Source organism: Agrobacterium sp. 16-2014-1-2a (assembly GCF_053522705.1).
In genome coordinates, this window is sequence record NZ_JBNWBX010000006.1 from 78407 (window position 1) to 96575 (window position 18169).

Annotated in this window: 19 protein-coding genes and 2 pseudogenes; 10 read left to right on the forward strand and 11 right to left on the reverse strand. The window is 56.3% G+C overall.

Annotation, left to right across the window (positions count from 1 at the left end):
• Positions 1–64 precede the first annotated feature (64 nt).
• Positions 65–2014 (reverse strand): methyl-accepting chemotaxis protein, encoded by a 1950-nt coding sequence (locus ACQZ45_RS18090; RefSeq protein WP_448742401.1) that lies wholly within the window; start codon positions 2012–2014, stop codon positions 65–67.
• Between the two features lie 437 nt (positions 2015–2451).
• The gene (locus ACQZ45_RS18095; RefSeq protein WP_041694747.1) at positions 2452–2718 is read right to left on the reverse strand and encodes a hypothetical protein; all 267 of its coding nucleotides are present in this window, start codon (positions 2716–2718) and stop codon (positions 2452–2454) included.
• 148 nt (positions 2719–2866) lie between these two features.
• Here ACQZ45_RS18095 and ACQZ45_RS18100 point away from each other — a divergent pair, with 148 nt between their 5' ends.
• Positions 2867–3478, forward strand: a complete 612-nt coding sequence (locus tag ACQZ45_RS18100; RefSeq protein WP_013637271.1) for a TetR/AcrR family transcriptional regulator — start codon at positions 2867–2869, stop codon at positions 3476–3478.
• A 528-nt stretch (positions 3479–4006) separates the two neighbouring features.
• On the opposite strand, the gene ACQZ45_RS18105 is transcribed toward ACQZ45_RS18100, so the two are convergent.
• Complete coding sequence (locus ACQZ45_RS18105; protein ID WP_013637273.1) at positions 4007–4624, reverse strand: TetR/AcrR family transcriptional regulator; 618 nt, start codon at positions 4622–4624, stop codon at positions 4007–4009.
• A 54-nt stretch (positions 4625–4678) separates the two neighbouring features.
• Between ACQZ45_RS18105 and ACQZ45_RS18110 the strand changes: the two genes are divergently transcribed.
• Genes ACQZ45_RS18110 through ACQZ45_RS18120 form a run of 3 tightly spaced genes read left to right on the forward strand, consistent with a single transcriptional unit; the run spans position 4679 to position 7808 of the window.
• Entirely contained in the window at positions 4679–5731 is a 1053-nt protein-coding gene (locus ACQZ45_RS18110) for a hypothetical protein (RefSeq protein WP_013637274.1), read from the forward strand.
• Between the two features lie 13 nt (positions 5732–5744).
• A complete protein-coding gene (locus ACQZ45_RS18115; RefSeq protein WP_013637275.1) occupies positions 5745–6755 on the forward strand; it encodes an alpha/beta fold hydrolase in 1011 nt (336 codons plus the stop codon).
• 21 nt (positions 6756–6776) lie between these two features.
• A complete protein-coding gene (locus ACQZ45_RS18120) occupies positions 6777–7808 on the forward strand; it encodes an ankyrin repeat domain-containing protein (protein WP_013637276.1) in 1032 nt (343 codons plus the stop codon).
• A 188-nt stretch (positions 7809–7996) separates the two neighbouring features.
• Here ACQZ45_RS18120 and ACQZ45_RS18125 read toward each other — a convergent pair whose 3' ends face one another.
• Complete coding sequence (locus ACQZ45_RS18125; RefSeq protein WP_111790980.1) at positions 7997–8938, reverse strand: NmrA family NAD(P)-binding protein; 942 nt, start codon at positions 8936–8938, stop codon at positions 7997–7999.
• Between the two features lie 74 nt (positions 8939–9012).
• Between ACQZ45_RS18125 and ACQZ45_RS18130 the strand changes: the two genes are divergently transcribed.
• The 3 genes from ACQZ45_RS18130 to ACQZ45_RS18140 all read left to right on the forward strand — a co-directional run bounded on the left by ACQZ45_RS18130 (position 9013) and on the right by ACQZ45_RS18140 (position 10796).
• The gene (locus tag ACQZ45_RS18130; protein ID WP_013637278.1) at positions 9013–9816 is read left to right on the forward strand and encodes an AraC family transcriptional regulator; all 804 of its coding nucleotides are present in this window, start codon (positions 9013–9015) and stop codon (positions 9814–9816) included.
• Positions 9817–10215: 399 nt separating this feature from the next.
• Positions 10216–10416, forward strand: a complete 201-nt coding sequence (locus ACQZ45_RS18135; protein WP_013637280.1) for a type II toxin-antitoxin system VapB family antitoxin — start codon at positions 10216–10218, stop codon at positions 10414–10416.
• Positions 10413–10796: a type II toxin-antitoxin system VapC family toxin gene (locus ACQZ45_RS18140; RefSeq protein ID WP_060642074.1), complete on the forward strand. Its 384-nt coding sequence runs from the start codon at positions 10413–10415 to the stop codon at positions 10794–10796. The genes ACQZ45_RS18135 and ACQZ45_RS18140 overlap by 4 nt, the downstream gene beginning before the upstream one ends.
• Before the next feature lie 215 nt (positions 10797–11011).
• On the opposite strand, the gene ACQZ45_RS18145 is transcribed toward ACQZ45_RS18140, so the two are convergent.
• From ACQZ45_RS18145 to ACQZ45_RS18160, 4 genes are all read right to left on the reverse strand, one after another.
• Entirely contained in the window at positions 11012–11710 is a 699-nt protein-coding gene (locus tag ACQZ45_RS18145) for a nucleotidyl transferase AbiEii/AbiGii toxin family protein (protein ID WP_003519101.1), read from the reverse strand.
• 11 nt (positions 11711–11721) lie between these two features.
• Positions 11722–11985, reverse strand: coding sequence for a hypothetical protein (locus ACQZ45_RS18150; protein ID WP_013637284.1), 264 nt, complete (start codon positions 11983–11985; stop codon positions 11722–11724).
• 189 nt (positions 11986–12174) lie between these two features.
• Positions 12175–13242, reverse strand: coding sequence for a D-alanine--D-alanine ligase family protein (locus ACQZ45_RS18155; protein ID WP_025591217.1), 1068 nt, complete (start codon positions 13240–13242; stop codon positions 12175–12177).
• 45 nt (positions 13243–13287) lie between these two features.
• The gene (locus ACQZ45_RS18160) at positions 13288–13908 is read right to left on the reverse strand and encodes a C39 family peptidase (protein ID WP_421415388.1); all 621 of its coding nucleotides are present in this window, start codon (positions 13906–13908) and stop codon (positions 13288–13290) included.
• Positions 13909–13991: 83 nt separating this feature from the next.
• On the opposite strand from ACQZ45_RS18160, the gene ACQZ45_RS18165 reads away from it, so the two are divergent.
• From ACQZ45_RS18165 to ACQZ45_RS18175, 3 genes and pseudogenes are all read left to right on the forward strand, one after another.
• Positions 13992–14660, forward strand: a complete 669-nt coding sequence (locus ACQZ45_RS18165; RefSeq protein ID WP_025591213.1) for a GntR family transcriptional regulator — start codon at positions 13992–13994, stop codon at positions 14658–14660.
• A 471-nt stretch (positions 14661–15131) separates the two neighbouring features.
• Positions 15132–16028 (forward strand): transglutaminase family protein, encoded by an 897-nt coding sequence (locus ACQZ45_RS18170; protein WP_025591211.1) that lies wholly within the window; start codon positions 15132–15134, stop codon positions 16026–16028.
• Positions 16029–16130: 102 nt separating this feature from the next.
• Positions 16131–16673 (forward strand): annotated as a pseudogene (locus tag ACQZ45_RS18175) (IS6 family transposase); the annotation flags it as partial.
• Positions 16674–16849: 176 nt separating this feature from the next.
• Here ACQZ45_RS18175 and ACQZ45_RS18180 read toward each other — a convergent pair.
• The 3 genes and pseudogenes from ACQZ45_RS18180 to ACQZ45_RS18190 all read right to left on the reverse strand — a co-directional run bounded on the left by ACQZ45_RS18180 (position 16850) and on the right by ACQZ45_RS18190 (position 18042).
• A complete protein-coding gene (locus ACQZ45_RS18180) occupies positions 16850–17089 on the reverse strand; it encodes a nucleotidyl transferase AbiEii/AbiGii toxin family protein (protein ID WP_013637289.1) in 240 nt (79 codons plus the stop codon).
• A 145-nt stretch (positions 17090–17234) separates the two neighbouring features.
• Positions 17235–17438, reverse strand: a pseudogene (locus ACQZ45_RS18185) (nucleotidyl transferase AbiEii/AbiGii toxin family protein); the annotation flags it as partial.
• The gene (locus tag ACQZ45_RS18190) at positions 17431–18042 is read right to left on the reverse strand and encodes a type IV toxin-antitoxin system AbiEi family antitoxin domain-containing protein (RefSeq protein ID WP_113292415.1); all 612 of its coding nucleotides are present in this window, start codon (positions 18040–18042) and stop codon (positions 17431–17433) included. The pseudogene ACQZ45_RS18185 and the gene ACQZ45_RS18190, both read right to left, overlap by 8 nt.
• Positions 18043–18169: the final 127 nt, after the last annotated feature.

Here is an 18169-nt window from a genome sequence, read left to right on the forward strand (position 1 = left end):
CATAGTCCTTGATTGGCGGAGGGGATATCCCCCGCCGATGCTCATGTCGTTGACCGATCGCCGATCAAAACTCCTGCCAGTCGTCCTTTGACGTATCGACAGCAGCGTTACCGGAGAATGCGGATGCAATCTTGCGGCCAAGCGCGCGTACGGGGGATGCCACGTATCTGTCGTTGCCGCCGGCATTGCGAACCGGAGCGGGCTGGCTCTTCTGCTGATAGGCGGTATCGGCGAGCTTGAACTGCGCGAGAAGCTGGTTGAGCGAAGCGACCTCCTTGGCCAGATTGTGGCTGGCGGCGTTGGTCTCTTCCACCATGGCAGCATTTTTTTGCGTGTCCTGGTCCATCTGGTTGACCGCGGTATTGATCTGCTGGAGGCCGGAGGATTGCTCCTGCGCGGATTCCACGATGGAGACGACGTGCCGGTTGATTTCCTGCACTTCCGATACGATCGTCGCCAGCGCCTTGCCGGTGTCGCCCACCAGCTGAACGCCCTGCTGCACCTGATCGTTCGAGGTGGTGATCAGCGCCTTGATCTCCTTGGCCGCATTGGCGGAGCGTTGCGCCAGTTCGCGCACTTCCTGCGCGACAACGGCAAAGCCCTTGCCCGCCTCGCCCGCACGCGCAGCTTCCACGCCGGCATTCAGCGCAAGAAGGTTGGTCTGGAAGGCGATTTCGTCGATCACGCCGATGATGTTGCTGATCTCGTTGGCGGATTTGGAGATCTGCTCCATGGCGACCACGGCGCGGCGTACCACTTCGCCGGATTGTTCGGCGCCTGCCTTGGCGCGGCTGACGATCAGGCCTGCCTCCTGCGCGCGCTTGGTGGAATCCTTCACGGTCGTGGTGATCTCCTCCAGAGCGGCAGCGGTTTCTTCCACGGCTGCTGCCTGCTGTTCGGTACGCTTGGCCAGATCGTCGGCGGCCGATTTGATCTCGTTTGCGCCCGCGCCGATGCCACCGGCATTCTGCGCAACCCGGGTCAATGCCGATTGCAGCTTTTCGGCGGACATGTTGAAGTCGTTACGAACGCCGTCGAGTGTCGCCGTGAACGGCTGGCCGATGCGGTAGGACACATCGCCATCCGAAAGCTTCGAAAGACCGGTTGCAAGATTGTCGACGGCAAATTTGACGTCGGCAGCTTCCTTGGCCTTCTGCTGCTCGCGCGCGATGCGTTCCTTTTCCGAAAGGCTGCGATTGGCTTCGGTTTCCTGTTCGAGACGAATGCGCTCGATCGCACTTTCGCGGAACACCTGAACGGCAACCGCCATCTGGCCGACTTCGTCCTTGCGGTCCATGCCATCGATCTCGGCTGCCGTATCGCCGCCTGCCAGCGACACCATACGCTCCCGCAGGCGGGCAATCGGCGTTGTGATGCCACGCGAGGCCACGAGAAGTGCGAGAATGATGCCGGCTGCAAAGCTGATGCCAACCACAACAAGCGAGGTCAGGATCGTGGAATTCGTCTGATCCGTCAGATCGTCGCTGCCTTTTGCAACACCCTTGGTAAGCTTGTCCAGCAACGAGCCTATTTCGTTTCCGGCCGCGCGAATTTGCCCATCAGCCTTCAGGAGTTCCGCCGCGGACTCTTGATTACGATTAGCGGAGCCAAGCTCGACGGCCTTATCCGTGCTTGTGATAATGCTCTGAGATTGTTTGAGCAGTTTGTCGATTGTGGCCGTCTCTTCCGGGAATATGGCCTTGACGTTGTTCAATCGCGAGATCAGTTCGCCTTTGTCGGTATTATACTCGCCTTTGGCGATGGCGAAATCCGGAATGGAGGTGTCATATGCCATTACCTGATAAGCACCGTAAGCCACCGCCTGAAGATTGCGGTTGGCACGAGAAAGCTCGACAAGCGCGGCATTATCACCGGCAATGAACTCTGAATAGAGCGTGTCCGCGTTTTTGTAACGGGCGGACATATATACTGTTGCACCCAGACCGATGATGCAGAGCGGTAGAATGAGCGACAGAATTTTGGTGCGGATACTGGCATTCTGGAGAAATGACACGGATAACCTCAGGGCATGAATACCGCTCCTTCCCCGTGCCGGAGGTGTTCGGCAAGACTGACATTGCACGTCGCGTAACCTCGATCATCAAGGCTTCGGTAGCCGCATCATCGGCTCTGATCGCAACTGCATCATGCATGCGCCGAAAAACGCCGGCCCGCCCCCTTCAAATACGGGCAGGTCACCATTCCGCGGGCGAAACGACAGCCCCGCCAACAGGCGGAAACGCCGGGCCGCATTTCGCAAAACACGGACAAGAACCGATTGTTCCACGGCCGTGCTTCGCTGGTTTTCTTGCGATTAGTTATAGTTAAATACTTTACAATTTCTTCATGCCCAAACGGGCGCAGGAGATACCAATATCTGAAAGATCAGCGTGTGATTAGCCATCCCACCACGGATAAGCCCGACTTGCGGGATGGTGATGCAGGCCACATTCACATATTGGCAGCGCAAGGCTTAAAGAAACCTGCGAACAAGGGCTGTACGGCGGTTACGAGTGTACGCTTCGATGAAGCTGCAGGCCCGCTCGTTTCAAACTGTCCAGCAAATGCTGCGCCATCGCGTGTCGTCAAGGACGTCGCCGCCGAATCCATCAACTCTTTGAAATCGTCCAGGCCCACGTCGTCGGCGCGCATGACTGAACGGATCAGCGGATCTGCGAAAATCTCGGCGAGCGTCATCTCGTCTATCGTCTGTCTCATCTCAGTCTCCTTTCGATAATTCCTACGCTGTGAAAGCGGGCGATTGCTTGACGGGCTCGCGCCAAGGTGTTACCGGTAAGTAACTTTTGTGATAGTTACCGATCGGTAACACGCATGTCAACACCGCTTGAGGGTAAAAATTAAACTCATGAAATCCGAGACATCTGATCGTGCTTCTGAGCAGAAAATCGCACCTCGTGACCGGATTGTGTCAACGGCCTGCCAACTGTTTCGTGAACATGGGATACGCGGCATCGGTGTTGACGCCATTGCCGAAGCCGCCTCAACCAACAAGATGACGTTATACCGACATTTTGGTTCCAAGGACGATCTTGTGTGTGAAGCGCTCAAGCACAGTTCTCGAACGCTCGATAAAGCCTGGGAAGATCTCGAAAAAGAGAACCCGGGCGACCCGAGGGCTCAGCTCACGGCATGGGTTAAAGCGCGCGCACAATGTCTTTCCAGCGAGCCCTTTGGATGCGATTTGGCCAATGCTGCGGTAGAGTTGAAAGAGCAAGGGCACCCTGCACATGCGATAATAGAAACGTTGAAGATGGAACAGCATGCCCGGCTTGCCGATCTTTGTCGTTCGACAGGTGTAAGCGATCCTGAACTTTTGGCTGATACGCTATCCATGCTGTTAGAGGGAGCACGCGTCAGCAAACTTGCCGCCGGCAAAGAAGGTCCGTCGATGCGGTTTACGCGTGCGTGTGAAGCTGCGATGGTCTCGTTTGGTCTAGGTGCACAGGCTTCTGCCTGAACCTGGTGGCGCAAGAAGGAAGTGCTACTGAAGGCAGTGTAACGTTAAACGGGCGTTGAATAAGATTTGGGAAAGGAAGGCGCAGACCGTGGCGTGTCGACTTTCGTGGTGGAGACCGAAGTGCCATCGGCCGAAAAGGCCAACATCTCGAACGCCAATTTAGCGAAAATGGGTTTCGTGCATATCTATAATCGCAGCAACTTCATTTTATGACATACTTGCTGTCAAGAGAGGACCAAGGTCGTGCATTAGCAATATGATTTGGTTCGGCAGCTTAGTGCGACTGACTCTACGGATATTTATGGGGCCACTACATTGCAAGCTTATGCCTTGGCTCTTGAGAGGATTTCAACCATTGGCACGCTTCTTTCTTCCCGATGCAGTCGGTCCGTAGGACGGCTCTATGGAGGTCGACATCATAGGAGCCAGCGCTGGGTGTTATCTCGTATAAATATGTCCGAAGAGTTCGGCAGCGAATGCTCTTCCCCAACTCGGCTATCTCTCGGCCATATGAAGCGGCACCTCTACCTACGCTTTACCCTGGGCCACAGCTCCAATTAGATTCGAAAACACCCCCTCGGCCTCGGAAGCGGAGCAGTTTCCCCGTGTAACAGCGCTTGTCAACGCGTCTCCTGCCGCAACCAATGCCGCGCAGGCCAATGCCAGCGATTCCGGCTGAAAGCTTGAGTGAGGCCGTAAAACATCAATGAACATTTCGATCACAGCATCGACTAGCTCTTGGTACACGTTGGCTTTCTCCTCGCTTCCTGCAAGCGCTGCGCCGACAGCATGAAATTCGTCACCTTGGTCGGTTCCGCAGGCCAGATAAGTTTTAGCCAAAGCCAATATAGTCTCTTTCGCCGGTCGATTTCCCTGAGCCATAAGTGTGCGAAACGCGGCAATGCGTTCGGTGTCTATCCAACGATAGAGTTCAATTAACAAACCCGTCCTGGTCTCGAAGTGCTCGTAGGTCACAGGTTTGGAAACGCCCGCCCGCACTGCCAGGTGACCTAGTGTCAGCCGATCAGCACCTTCTTCCCGAACGATTAGGCGCGCCGTCTCTAGTAGCTGCTGACGCCTCTCGGACTTCGAAAGTCGGCCTTTAGTCCTATTGTCGATGGCAGCTTTTTGCTTTTCCACTTGCATACCTACTTTTAGTAACCTACCATGTGTAGGAATCAGTAAACCACAGGTATCGTGATGTTACAAGCTTCTGGAAGTCTCCACGACCCAATACTTATTATCGGCGGCGCCGGCGAGGTTGGGCGATGGGCCACACGCTTCTTGCGTGAGCAATATCCTGATGTACCAATCCTCATTGGCGGTCGCGACGAGCAACGCGCGATACGAGCAGCAGCAGCTGTCGACGGCGCGTCTGCGGTGGTAGTGGACCTCACTGCCTCTGACCTGGGGCTAGGCGAGCAACGTGTCTCGGCGGTCGCAACGCTCTTTACGGACAAAACCGGGGCAGCTCTCCGCTGGGCCCAACAATTGGGCGTTGGGCACGTCAACATCTCACCAAGCATAAGCGAGCTGGGCTTGGAAACTGCTACATTCATGCAGAGACCTACCGCCGCGCCAGTCGTCCTTGGTACAGAATGGCTCGTTGGTGCGACAAGCGTACCGTCACTCTTGTTCGCCCGAGAATTTGGTCGTCTGGAAAACATTCATATCGAGGCAGTGCTCGATGAACAGGATGCGTTCGGACCTGCAGCGAATGCAGATCTTGAGCGCCAGATGTATGCGGGTGCTGCCGCTCTTTTGAGAACGGTTGGCGCGTGGCGATGGTACCATGGCGCCGAGACCAGATCCAAGGTGCGCGCAATCGACGGCACCGAGTTGGACGCGAACGTGTTTTCGCCAAACGACGTCTTGTTGTTGGCAAACGCAACCGGCGCTCCCGATATTCGGTTCGACCTGGCCATTGGAATGAGCTCCACCCGCCGGAATGGCGGACCGGTATCGACTGAAATCATTATCAACCTTTCGGGCCTGGATCACGCCGGGCAGCAGCTTCGGAAACGTCACGCGATCGTTCACCCCGGCGGGCAGATGCCGCTAACGGGTCTGGGTGTCGCGCTCGTTCTTGAACGCTTGGCTGGTCTCGCGGGCGATACGCCCCGACCGGGCCTCTATTTCCCAGCCCAGCTCATCGACCACTCCACATACTTTGATCGGCTTCGCGCATCAGGCGGTGAAGTCATTGAATTGGAGCCGATCCAACACGCGCTGCAAGGCTCGGATCAAGCATAACCTGGAGCAGAAAATGAACCACACTCATAAAGTATCAGCCGCCACGGATCATCCCGTACACCATTCGCAAATCGAGGCCAACGGAGCCTCTTTCCATGTGGTTGAACAAGGCCGCGGTCCAGTAGTGCTCTTCTTGCACGGATTTCCAGATACTGTGGAAACGTGGCGTAGCCAGATGCAAGTTGTCGCAGAAAACGGATACCGCGCGATCGCGCTCGACATGAGGGGTTTCGGCGACAGCTATGCCCCGAACGATCCCGCACTTTACAGCGGGGCCCTAATTGTTGGCGACCTGATTGGCATCCTTGATGCGTTGCAGGTGCCTACCGCAACCATCATATCCCATGACTGGGGTGCCGACCACGGACAACGGGCGATGGTCATGCGACCGGATCGTTTCAACGGCATCATAACGCTCGGCATCCCGTTCCTGCCGCGTGGCGAGCTGAGTACATGGGACTTGCTACGCAGTCGCGGTCTCGGCGATCTCTATTATGCTTTCGACATGATGAAGCCAGAGACGGATGACCGTATCCGTGATGCCAGCAAGACTATTCCGAGTGCACTTTATTGGCTCTCGGGCGAACCCGCCGAAGGAACCGGCTGGGACCCCATCGACGCAAAGCGGAATATGTTTCGACCTGCCCCTGACGTGCTGCCGACTTGGGCCGATCCAGCCTATGTGAAGCACAACATCGACACGTTCCAGCGAACGGGATTCAGAGGCGGTCTGAACCAGTACCGTGGCGTGCAGGCGACGTTTGAGCATCTCGCCGCGTACAAGGACGTACTGATCAAGCAGCCATCGCTTTATATTTGGGGCGATGCAGATGGGTTGTGCCGACTGTTCCACCCGGTCCCACCAACCGTGGAAGAGATGCGCAAGACAGCGCCCGGGCTCGTCGATGTCGTGCGCCTGGAAGGTGTAGGTCACTGGCCTCATCATGAGGCCCGCGAACGCGTGAATGCCGAAATCATCAAATTCCTGAACGGCCTGAATGCCGCCGTTTCAGCAACTGTCTAATCGATCAAGGAACATAGAACCATGATACTTTCTCACGCACTTCGTACAGGCGATCTTGCTTCGGTTAAAGAAGCTATCGACGCCGGGGCGGACGTTAACGCTAGAGGCCCCGATGGTCTCACGCCGTTGATGATCGCGTCTGCGCTTGGGCAGGCACAAGCTGTTGCTTTGCTCCTTACTGCCGGCGCGGACGTGCTGACGGCGGACCCTCGAATGGGAGCAACGGCAATCCACAAAGCGGCACAGTCCGGCAGCGCCGACGTGATCGGGATTCTGCTTGACCACGGAGCCTTCATCAATCAGCAATCGCCAGTTCTTGGCAATACCGCATTGATGGATGCCGTGCTTCACAAGCACGAAGCTGTTGTGCGGGTTTTGCTGTCGCGCCGCGCGCGCACCACGATACGGAATTACTGGCAACAGACCGCGCTCGACATCGCCAAGTATGACGACCTGAAAGCAATCGCAGCGCTGATTGAGGAAAGAGATGAGGCGGATGAAAAGCACATCGCCAGCTTGTCAATCATCTCATCAGTCAAGGCCGGAAATATTGAGGAGGTGAAGTGGCTGATCGCAGATGGCGCGGATTTTGAGGTTCGGGTGCCGATAACCGGGACGTTCGATGACGACTACACGCCTCTCGGTCTTGCAGTTCGCGAAGGTCATGCCGAAATCGTGCGCCTATTGCTGGATGCTGGGGCAGATCCTCGCCGCACCATCGGTCTCATGCGCGGTTCGCCACTTCACGATGCTGCCTATTTTGGGAAGGCGGATCACATCGATATTCTGACGTCAGCAGCAAAACAGGGGGACACACAGATTGAGCTCGATGCGCAGGGTCCTTACAATGGCCTGACCGCTTTGCACGATGCTGTTTGGCATGGATACGTAGATGCAGTTGCATCCCTTGTGCGCGCTGGTGCTCGCCGTGATCTGAAAACTCACTCGGGCCTAACACCACTGAGCCTCGCTACTCTCTACGGCTATGAACCGATCGTTGAAATGCTGAGCAGCGACAGTCAGCAGACTGGATCCCAACCAGAAATCCTTTGAGTTAACTCGTTGAGCTCTCAAGGGCGCGGCGATGGAAATTAAAGACTGATCCGTAGTGCAGTGGTGTGATCTCGGTTTGATGGCCAAGCTGCGCAAATTTCGCTCATTTAGCTACCGCACATCAACAATTTGCGGTAGCATCCTGGATGGTGGAACGCGTGGGGGAGGGTTCAAAAGAGCCGCCATAGCTAGTCTCTGGCAGCCCACATGAAAAACGTTTCTCGCTGTTCTCCCGCTTTGACCGCGTCCAGATAGCGGGTCTTCCAGACATCACCAATGAACGTCTCCATCGTCGTGGGCAATTTCGGACGATACTCGTGCTCCCCATGGAACCTTACGATGCCACTGTTCAAAGCGTCAGCACTGAGGGTGTCGTCCTGCCATTTCTCCAGCGTCCCGAACCGTGCCAGAAATTCAGCCTCGACGTCTTTACGGGTCGTTTCGATGTATCGGTAATCCACCGGCCTGCCGATCTTCTTGCCAATGGTTTCGGCCAGTTCGTTCATCGAGACATCTTCCGAGCCTACTTCGAGGTATACGCGGTGTCTGCCCCTCGGATTGGTCAATTCCTTGGCCGCCAGCCACGCAATGTCATCGGTCGCCACCCAGGGCATTTTCAAATCGGGTTTGCAGAACCAGGCAATTCGACCGTATTTGGCAACCGGCCCCGTCCACGCCGATACGTCGTCCATGAACCAAGCGGCGCGCAGGTGGACCAAATCGATGTTGCCGAGTTCGTTTAACTTTTCGTCCAGATCGTGGAAGCATTCGAAATGGCCCGTTTTCCCCTTCACGTCCGAACCCATGGCCGTCAGGTTCACGGCCAGTTTGACAGAGGATTTTTCGAGCGCATCGACAAAGCGCTTGGCGACAGCGGGGTAATGCCCCTCGATGTTGTTCCAATCGGTCTTCACCATCAGGAACGCGGCATCTGCCCCCTGAAAAAATTGGTCAAGGTCTCCCTCTCCGGTGTCAAAGCTTCCCAGAAATGGCTCTGCACCAAGCTCGACCAGCGCGCCCAGCGCGGGGCCACCTCGCGACAATGCTCTAACCTGATGCCCGGCCTTCAGTAAGTTCCGGGTAAGTTTAGCGCCAACTCGTCCCGTGGCACCGACGACAGAAATTCGCATGACAGTCTCCTTGCGGTTGTTGATCGCCGATTAGTAGACTATTGCTGTGCGTACGAATTTGGAGATAGTGCCAAATGATCTCGAAATCGGGCCAATCCGCAAAACTGCTGCGTTCCTGCTACGATGACATTGATCTCGACCAGTCGGATCGTCCGGCCTTCGCTGTTCGCCTCGACTTCAATGACTATGAGGCTGAAGTACCCCAGCACCAGCACAAGGAAGGGCAGCTCATCTTGGCCCTGCATGGGGCCGTCACCTGCAAGACGGAAAATGGCATCTGGATTGTCCCACCAGACTGCGGAGTCTGGATACCCGGCGGCGTGCCCCACAGCAACCAGGTGACGTCCAACGCACGCCTGTCCTATCTGTTCGTTCAACCAGGCGCAGCGACACTGCCTCATGAGTGCTGTACTTTATCTGTGTCACCGATGCTCCGCGAGATGATCCTCCGACTGGCGGATGTACCCGTCAATTCTCCTCCGGACAATCATGTCGGCCGTATGGTGCAGGTCTTGCTGGACGAACTCGCGCAAATGCCGATACAGGGGCTGGACTTACCCGCGTCCAGCCATCCCAAAATCGCCGCGATCACCGCTGCCCTGATGGCGGACCCGAGCGATCGTCGCACGCTCGTGGATTGGGCGACACACGTTGCCATCAGTGAGCGATCCTTGAAGCGGCTGATGGTCCAGGAAACGGGACTTACCTTCGGCCGATGGCGGCGGCAACTGCATCTGGTCATCGCGTTGCGCGAACTGGCCAGCGGCGCGACGGTCCAGAGGGTGTCGAGCGACTTGGGATACGAATCCCCTACCGCCTTTATCGTCATGTTCAAGAAGGCATTGGGAACAACACCGACCCGCTACTTCGCGAGGTGATTTTCCGAGTAGTCGAATTTCTCAACACTGGTCGGCCCTTGCAGCACGTGCCGTGACTACAATGGGCCTACTACGGACGATGGATCTTGCGTCGTCCCGCTCAGGAACAAGGTCGAAAAAGGGCTCGACCTCACCCAGCCGATCAGAGAGGCGACGGTAGCGCTGGGATCCGGGATCGACAGCCCCCCTTTGTATCAATCATTTGGATTTTCGGCGTTGAAGCTATTGAGAGGATGCGCGTTACTTCTAAGTGCATGTCCCCAAAACACCAATACCCACGCCTTGAACGGATACGAATCAACCATCCGTGAAACATGAAGATGTTAGCCGCACGCGATGAGTCGTGGATTTTCGCACCAAATGGTGCTATATGAGCTACTCATTTACGGGGGCTGGAACATGCGATCAACCATAAATATCGACGACAATCTTATGGAACGGGCCAAGTCCCTCACGGGCACCAAGGAAACAGCAGCTCTCGTGCGGCAAGCGCTGGAGACACTCGTGCGTGTGGAATCCGGCAAACGGCTGATCGCGCTTGGCGGCTCTATGCCTGAGGCTGAAGCGTCGCCTCGCCGACGGAGCGACGTGGCAAAGTGATCCTGGTAGACACCTCGATCTGGATAAATCATTTTCGATACGATGACTCAGAACTACGAAAAATCATCAATGATGACCAGTTGCTCTGCCACCCATTCGTTGTGGGCGAATTGGCGCTCGGCAGCTTAAGAGAGAGGGCTGCAGTTTTAGAATTCCTAGCAGCTCAACGCGAGGCGCTAATCGCGACCCATGCAGAAGTAATGACGATCATTGATCGTCATTCGATATTCAGCATGGGGATTGGTTACACAGATGCGCATTTACTTACTTCAACGTTGCTCGACCGGCGATCAAGCTTGTGGACAAGAGATAAGCGCCTAGCGGCCGCAGCACAAAAAGTTGGTGTGGCACTTTACACGCACGCGCAAGCCTCTCGTTAGCCCAGCAACGCAGGACGCCCAGCAATATTGTGGCTCTTGAACGGATTCGAACCGTCGTCCACGCGTCGTGGATTGGCTAAGCATTTTGCGACGCAATTCATTCACACTCGCTGGCGCCGCCCTAACTTGGTTTTGCTGGCTAATCGGAATGATGCGCACCGAAAGAATGATCGACCGAACGGCGGTATAGCTAAGGTCGCCAAGTTGCGGAGAAATCAGCGCGGAGACGTAGAGGAAGGCGCTGCGGATACCGCTGGCTTGTGATCGCACACCGCTTTCAAAAGCGAGATTGTCGTCGCTTGAGCAGTTTTCGAAATATCCGCATATCCTTCTCTATACTGAAGCTTCCCCATAACTGTGCTAGCGAGGCCTGCATCCATTCTCTCGGCGACGGCCAATGCAGCGGCGGCCCTGTTTTTGAATGGCAAGAGAGCTTCGAGAACGTATCCATCGCCGCATGCCTTGGCGATGCACGCGATATCGAACATGTCACGTGGCTGAAGAGAGGATCCTCGATAGTGAACCTTCTTCGCGATGATTTCGCCCGGGGTCTCAAGGTCAACTTGGATTCCACGTACTGCGACGCGGGATGTTGGATCGTTGGTCAGACTTGGAGCACAAATGAAGTCAATTTCACCGATGCCCGCGAACACGATTTTCAACGCATGCGTCCCGTCCGAAACATATTCATCTGGGTTCACCTGCAGGGTATAGCCCTGTGTTGTCGGGTTCAGATATGGGAGGACCTGCGGATCATCGACGAAAATGTCGATATCGAAGCTTTCACGATGGTTTATCTGGAGCATAAGGGCGGTGCCACCCCCGAAAGTCCAGCTATCGAGGAGTTTAAAAGAAGAGTTCGCCTGATTGATAATTGACGCAGCCTGGTCGAAAAGGCTTTCCCATTGGCTCATCAGGACAACCCTCAGGCGGCTAGGGCGAGGGGATATCCAGCTAGCTGCGAGAATTTCTGGGCAATCTCGGATGCTGTACCGTGGTCGATTTCCATCTCATCCAGAAACTGGTGCTGGAGCTCGGCTTTCACTTCGGAATAGAATGAGAATGCCGAAGCATCGAAATTCTCAACGCTCGCAAAATCCGAAATCTTCGAAGCGAGTTGCTCAGCCGAAAGGTTCGTCCCGTAAGGGGCGTTCACCGTCGACAGAACCTTAATCGCAACGCTAGACATCGTTATCACCACCAATTTTCAATAAGTTATGTAATACATACCCGCCAAAAACGCAAGAAACACAGCAGACGCAGGCATGCAACGGCAATTAATCCGGCTTATTCCAGTTCTTGTCACAAGAGCAGACGAAGCTGCGGCGTTATTCTTCCCGGTGCATGTCTACTACACCGGGAAGAGGCATTTTGCGGCTCAGAGGCCGGCGCGCGCAAAACCGTGTTCAACGAGCCGGTCGATTACCTCAGGATAGCTGACGCCGCTTGCCGCCATCGCCTTCGCATACATACTGATATCGGTGAACCCCGGAATGGTGTTCACCTCGTTGACCAAAAAAGCCATGTCCTCGGTCAGGAAGAAATCGACGCGCGCCATACCGTCGCAACCGAGCGCCCGGAAGGCGAGTGCTGCCGTCTCGCGGATCTTCGTCTCAACCTCTGGCGGAAGCTCTGCCGGAACCGTCAGCGCCGCGCCATCGTCGTCGATATATTTCGCATCGTAGCTATAGAAGCCATGGCTTTCGGCCGGGATGATCTCACCCGGGCGAGAGACGAACAGGCCACCCTTGGCGTCCTCGAGCACGCTGCACTCGATCTCGCGGCCGCGGATGAATTCCTCGGCAAGCAGCTTGCGGTCATGCTTGAAGCCCTCCGCGAGCGCTGGCGCAAATTCCTGGTTGCCGGAAACCTTGCGCACGCCGACCGAAGACCCCTGACGCGCCGGCTTAACGAACAGCGGCAAACCCAACGCGATCTCAAGCGTGTCGAAGGACGGCACCCGATCCGCATGCACGGTAACAGCACGCGCCACCGGTAACCCCGCCGCCCGCAGCAGCTGCTTGGCGATATCCTTGTCAAGCGCTGTCGCTGAACCCAGGATGCCGCAGCCAACCAGTGGCACGCGGGCCACCTCCGCCAGTCCCTGCACGGAACCATCCTCACCGAAAATACCATGCAGAACCGGGAACAGAATATCGATCTTCCCGGCATCGCTCATCCTGCCGCCGTCGATGGCGATCATCCGCCCACGTCCGCCGGGCACCAATGCGATTTCGGTGCCGTTTGCCGGCCTGGCGAGCACGCCATTTTCGAAATGGCTGAGCAGCCACTCGCCTTCCCGCGTCACGAAGATCGGCACCGCCTCATATTTCGAGGGCTCCAGTGCCCCCACGGCATTCGTCGCCGACATGACGGAGACGTCGTGTTCGGCCGAGCGGCCGCCGAAGAGAACGGCGATGCGCAGCTTGCCGCGGGAAGATGTCATGAAAACCCCCAAAATAATCTGGTGTCTAAATAGTCTAAATAGATGTCAGAAGCCGATCGCGATGCCGCGATTGGCAAAGAAGCGGTCGAATATGGCAAGCGGTAGCAGCACATCCGCCTGGCTCGCAGCATCATGACCGGATGGATTGTGGAAACGGACCGTATCAGCCGAGGCTGCCGTCACCAGAATGAGATGCCCGCCTTTTGAGGGCGGCATGCGTTCCGGCCAGCATATGCCGCTATTGACCGAGGCGATGAAGAACGGGCGTTCAGCGAGCAGACCGGGGATGCTCTCTGTTGCGACACCCGTCATCGTTTCTGCCGAGAGCCCGAAGCGCTCGCCCACATAGGTCACGAAGGGCGCATAGATCAGTCCCTTGATCGAAGCATCCAGCTCGTTGACGACATAGCCGCCATAGGCGGTGCAGGCACGGGCGAGAGCAAGCGTCGGAAGCAGGTCGCCGCGCGCTGCCAGGATCATCTTCAGGCAGGCCATGCCGCAGACATTGACCGCCCAGCGCGCGTATTCCTCGATCGTCTCGGCACCCGATTGCCGCCAGAGCGGATCGCGCAGCAGCGCCGCAGATCCTTCGGCAAGCACGGGCAATGTCATCTCCGGTGTTTCCCACTGACTGAAATAAGGAACGACGCCTGTTGATAAGGGCATGGCAAAAATCTCCTGAGCGGTATACTCGTATACGAGGTTGCTTGGCATGATCAAGATGATTGCTGTCTCGGAGAAGGTTGGCCATGAACGATTTCGTCGCAATAAATGTTGAAACCATCCGGCCGGAGACCGTGGCGGATCGTATCGCAAGGGTTCTCAGGGAAGCGATTTCCGGTGGAGAGCTTCGCAGTGGCGTCGCGCTCCGACAAGACGAGCTGGCCGCACGATTTGGGTTCAGCCGCATGCCTGTGCGTGATGCCTTGAGGCTTCTGGAAAGCGAGGGCCTCGTAACCATTCACCCGACAAAGGGGGCCTTCGTGGCAAGAATAGATGCCAAGGAGATTGCGGAGATCTATTCCATTCGCTCGCTACTGGAGACGGAAGCCTTGCGCCTATCATATGTAGGGCTGACGACAGCCGATTTGGACAGGGCGGCAACATTTCTCGCCCAGATCGACGCTGAGAAGGATGTGGGACGTTGGGGGACGCTGAATAAGCAGTTCCACATGACACTTTACGGCGCCTGCCAAAATGAGCGGCTCATCGGCCTTATCGCTACCCACCATGATGCAGCCGACCGCTACGTACGTGTATTGCTATCCAGCTTGGACTATGAGCAGCAATCGCAGGAGGAGCACCGTGCTCTGCTAAAGGCTTGCAGAGATCGGAATATCGACGCTGCAAGTGCAATTTTGCAGCGTCATTTGCTTGAAGGAAGTCGCAAGCTCAGCACGGCCGCCCAGTCGAGCTAAGGCGGCTCGCCGGTTCAGCGTTCGAGACGGGCGAAAGTACGCTTGACTTAGGAGATTCGCTGCCGTTGAGACGGGTAACAGGTTCATTTTTTGCTCTTGATGAGAGGTGAACCGCTGACCCCCACACCGCGGAAGTAGGAATCTACCCTGACAGACCGTTGCGTTATCACGACCTCTTCGGAAGTTTCGACTTAAAACTATCTTTCGCTTCGGCTGAAAGTGGACAAAGAGTGATTTTAGCTTAACGTCGCGAACGCATCGGGCGGGCTCAAGGTGGATTAGGCGTGGGCTTCTTCGGGACATTTGATAGGCTGCATCACGGTTTTCAACCTCAGCCGGATTGTCACCAATAGGTTGGGGGCCATCGCCCGCGCGGATTATCTCATGCCAGCTGGAACGATGTAACAATGCATGTGCTTCTTTAGAGTGATACGGTACCAGCCGTCCTGGACCTCGTACCCCCGGTGATCGATGACAATATTTACCGTCCGACACGTCACGTCCTATCGTTATAAACGGCCGGTTGAGTTCGGAGAGCACAGACTTTTGTTCAGACCGAGAGACAGTTTCGATCAGACGCTGCTGAGCTCCCGACTCCTCATCGACCCGGAACCGGACTATCTTCGTTGGATCCATGATGTGTTCGGAAACTGCGTCGCAGTCATAGGCTTTGCTCAACCCTCACGTGAGCTCCGCTTCGAAACCGTCATTCGCCTTGACCATACACCCTATGTCGCAATTGATCTGCAAATCGATCAGGACGCTTTGACTTACCCGTTTTCATATGATCCAGACGAAGCGCTGGATCTGGAACGAACCATCCAGCGCCATTACGCTGATCCACATGATCAGGTCGGTAAATGGGCGCGCCAATTCGTGCGAATCGGGCAACCCACTGAAACCGGGCACCTGCTGATGACGTTGTGCTACGCCATCCATGAAAGTTTCATCTATGCCCGACGACAAGAGCATGGAACGCAAGCGCCGACCGAGACGCTGCAGCTTCGCAAGGGAACCTGCCGCGACTTCGCGCTACTTATGATGGAGGCCGCTCGATCACTTGGGTTCGCGGCCAGGTTCGTCACGGGCTATATCTACGTTCCAGACCGAGACGGATCAATCACCCTTGGCGGCGGTTCCACCCATGCGTGGTGCCAGATCTATTTGCCGGGCGCCGGTTGGGCTGAGTTCGACCCAACCAACGGTATCGTGGGCAACCGTGATCTTATCCGTGTTGGGGTGGCGCGGGATCCGAAGCAGGCAGTTCCTTTGTGGGGAAGTTACGACGGAACGGGCGCTGACTACGAGGGCATGTCAGTCCAGGTCAACGTCACAACGGATAATCACATCGAAACTATGCTCAACTGATCGGAACGCATTGCCTATTCCGGCGTTTTCCGCCCAAGCTGTCTCACGGCAAGGTGGCGTCGCCTTAACTGCCTGTTCGAAATGACCTGATATCGGGTTTTCATGACCGAAGCCCCTCTCGCCCACTTCAGACGCCACCGATTTCCCGCTGAGATCATTGCTCATGCCGTATGGCTCTATTATCGGTTCCCGCTCAGCTTCAGTGACATTGAAGATCCGCTCGCTGAGCGCGGCATCAACGTCTCATTCCAGACCGTCTCGGAATGGGCGGCGAAATTCGGCTTGAAATTTGCTCATCTGCTGCGGCACCGTTCACGAGGCCATTTCTACGACAAGTGGCAGCTCGACGAGATGGTGGTGACGATCAAGGGAAAGAAATATTGGTTGTGGCGCGCCATCGACGCGAACGGTTACGTGCTCGACGCTCTGCTGCAAAGCCGACGGAACAAGGCGGCCGCCTTAAAGCTGATGAGAAAGGTGCTCAAGCACCAGGGGACCGCCCCGCGCGTGATGGTGACCGACAAGCTGCGTTCCTATTCGGCCGCAAAATCCCAGTTGATGCCGCGCGTCGAACATCGTTCGCATAACGGATTGAACAACCGAGCTGAGAACTCTCATCTTGTAGTGCGACGGCGAGAGTGGCGTGAGGTGAGCATGTAATCGCGGATGACATCGGCGTGGGCGTCGAGGTCGCCGCGCAGCTCGCTGTCGAAGGTTTCGACGTCCCAGACGTCAATGATGGTGATACCCTCGGTCATGCCTCACTCTCGTTTCTTGCTACGATCCGCGCGCATGACGGGCTGACCAACTCCCAAATGCGTTCAATGATCGATTCCAGCGAAACAGCGTCTAGTTCGAGCGATGCGGCGTAAGCAAATGTCGATCGCGCGCGGTATCGCCCACAGGTCGTAATAGTCTTTCATGCGCCCGTTGAGAACACCAAGCGCCACCATCGCCTGGAATTTCTCGGCGATCACCGTTGCAGGCGGATAGGAACGAACCTGCGGAGCGGGAAAATCTAGCAGGGCTGGATAGTCGAGCCGCTGCGTCGCATCGGCCATAGCGTCTCCGAAGCCGATGTCGATTGTAATGGGATGCGGGTTCTTTCGAGATAGGCTGCAGTCTTGAGACGAACGCGAAGTCAGCGATCAGGCGGGCAGGATCTCCGTCCACATGTCCGAGAAAGTCCGCATCCCGCGTCACCCGATTGTCGTCGGCCACCCAGACCGTGACCAACATACCGCCTTTCAGGACGAAGCGGTCCCTATGCACTGAGATTGACAGGCGATACAGCAGCCGTTCGAGCGCGAACCGCACCAGCAAGACGTCGAAGGCGCGACTTTCTTTGCGGGCGATATTGAGCAGCCGATCCTTGACCGACTTCGCTATGTTCGCTGTTTCTTTAGCCATTGGAGGTGAGAGCCTCAAGATAGGGTTGCATGACCTTCCAGGCGCCGCCGGCCGTCGCGGCTTGGGCGATTGCGCTTGGAGTTGCCTTACGTTGCTGGAGAGCAGCACGCAGTCCTTCGACAGCAACCGATCGGTCCACCAGCTTGGGGTTTCGGAACAGGTCAGCAAGGGTTTTCGGGATCGAATAGACCGGAACGTCAATGCCGGCGATCACTTGATTTTCGATGCCCTGTCGCAGATAGGGTTCCGTGAAGCGGACCATACGCAGCGGGGGATAGGACTGCACGGGCGCCCAATCGCTCGTCCCGATCGCTATCCAGACACGCCGCGGCATCTGGTCGGTCAGTCCGTGGAAGGCGAGCGCCGACACCAGAGCGATCACGCCTTTGGGCGCTCGCATGATGGCTTCAGCAAGTATCTGGTTCTCTTCGACTTCCGCGTCACGCTTCTGATAAACGCCGCGCGAGATACGCTCGATTTCACCGACCTCGACGGCGCGCGCGATCGTTTGTCCGCTGATGCCAGCCTTGCGTAGTTCATGCGCATGCATCATGCTGCGCGCAGCAAGCAGGCTTCTGAGCTTTGCTTTTTGCGACGATGGCATGTTACAAATCCTCTAATGGTTTGCGATCTTATCAGAGGTTTTGTCACGCGTCATGCCTGCATTAGCGAATAATAGACGGCCAGCCTCCAGCGAGCTCACATTATCTGCCGGAATGTCTTTTCGATCC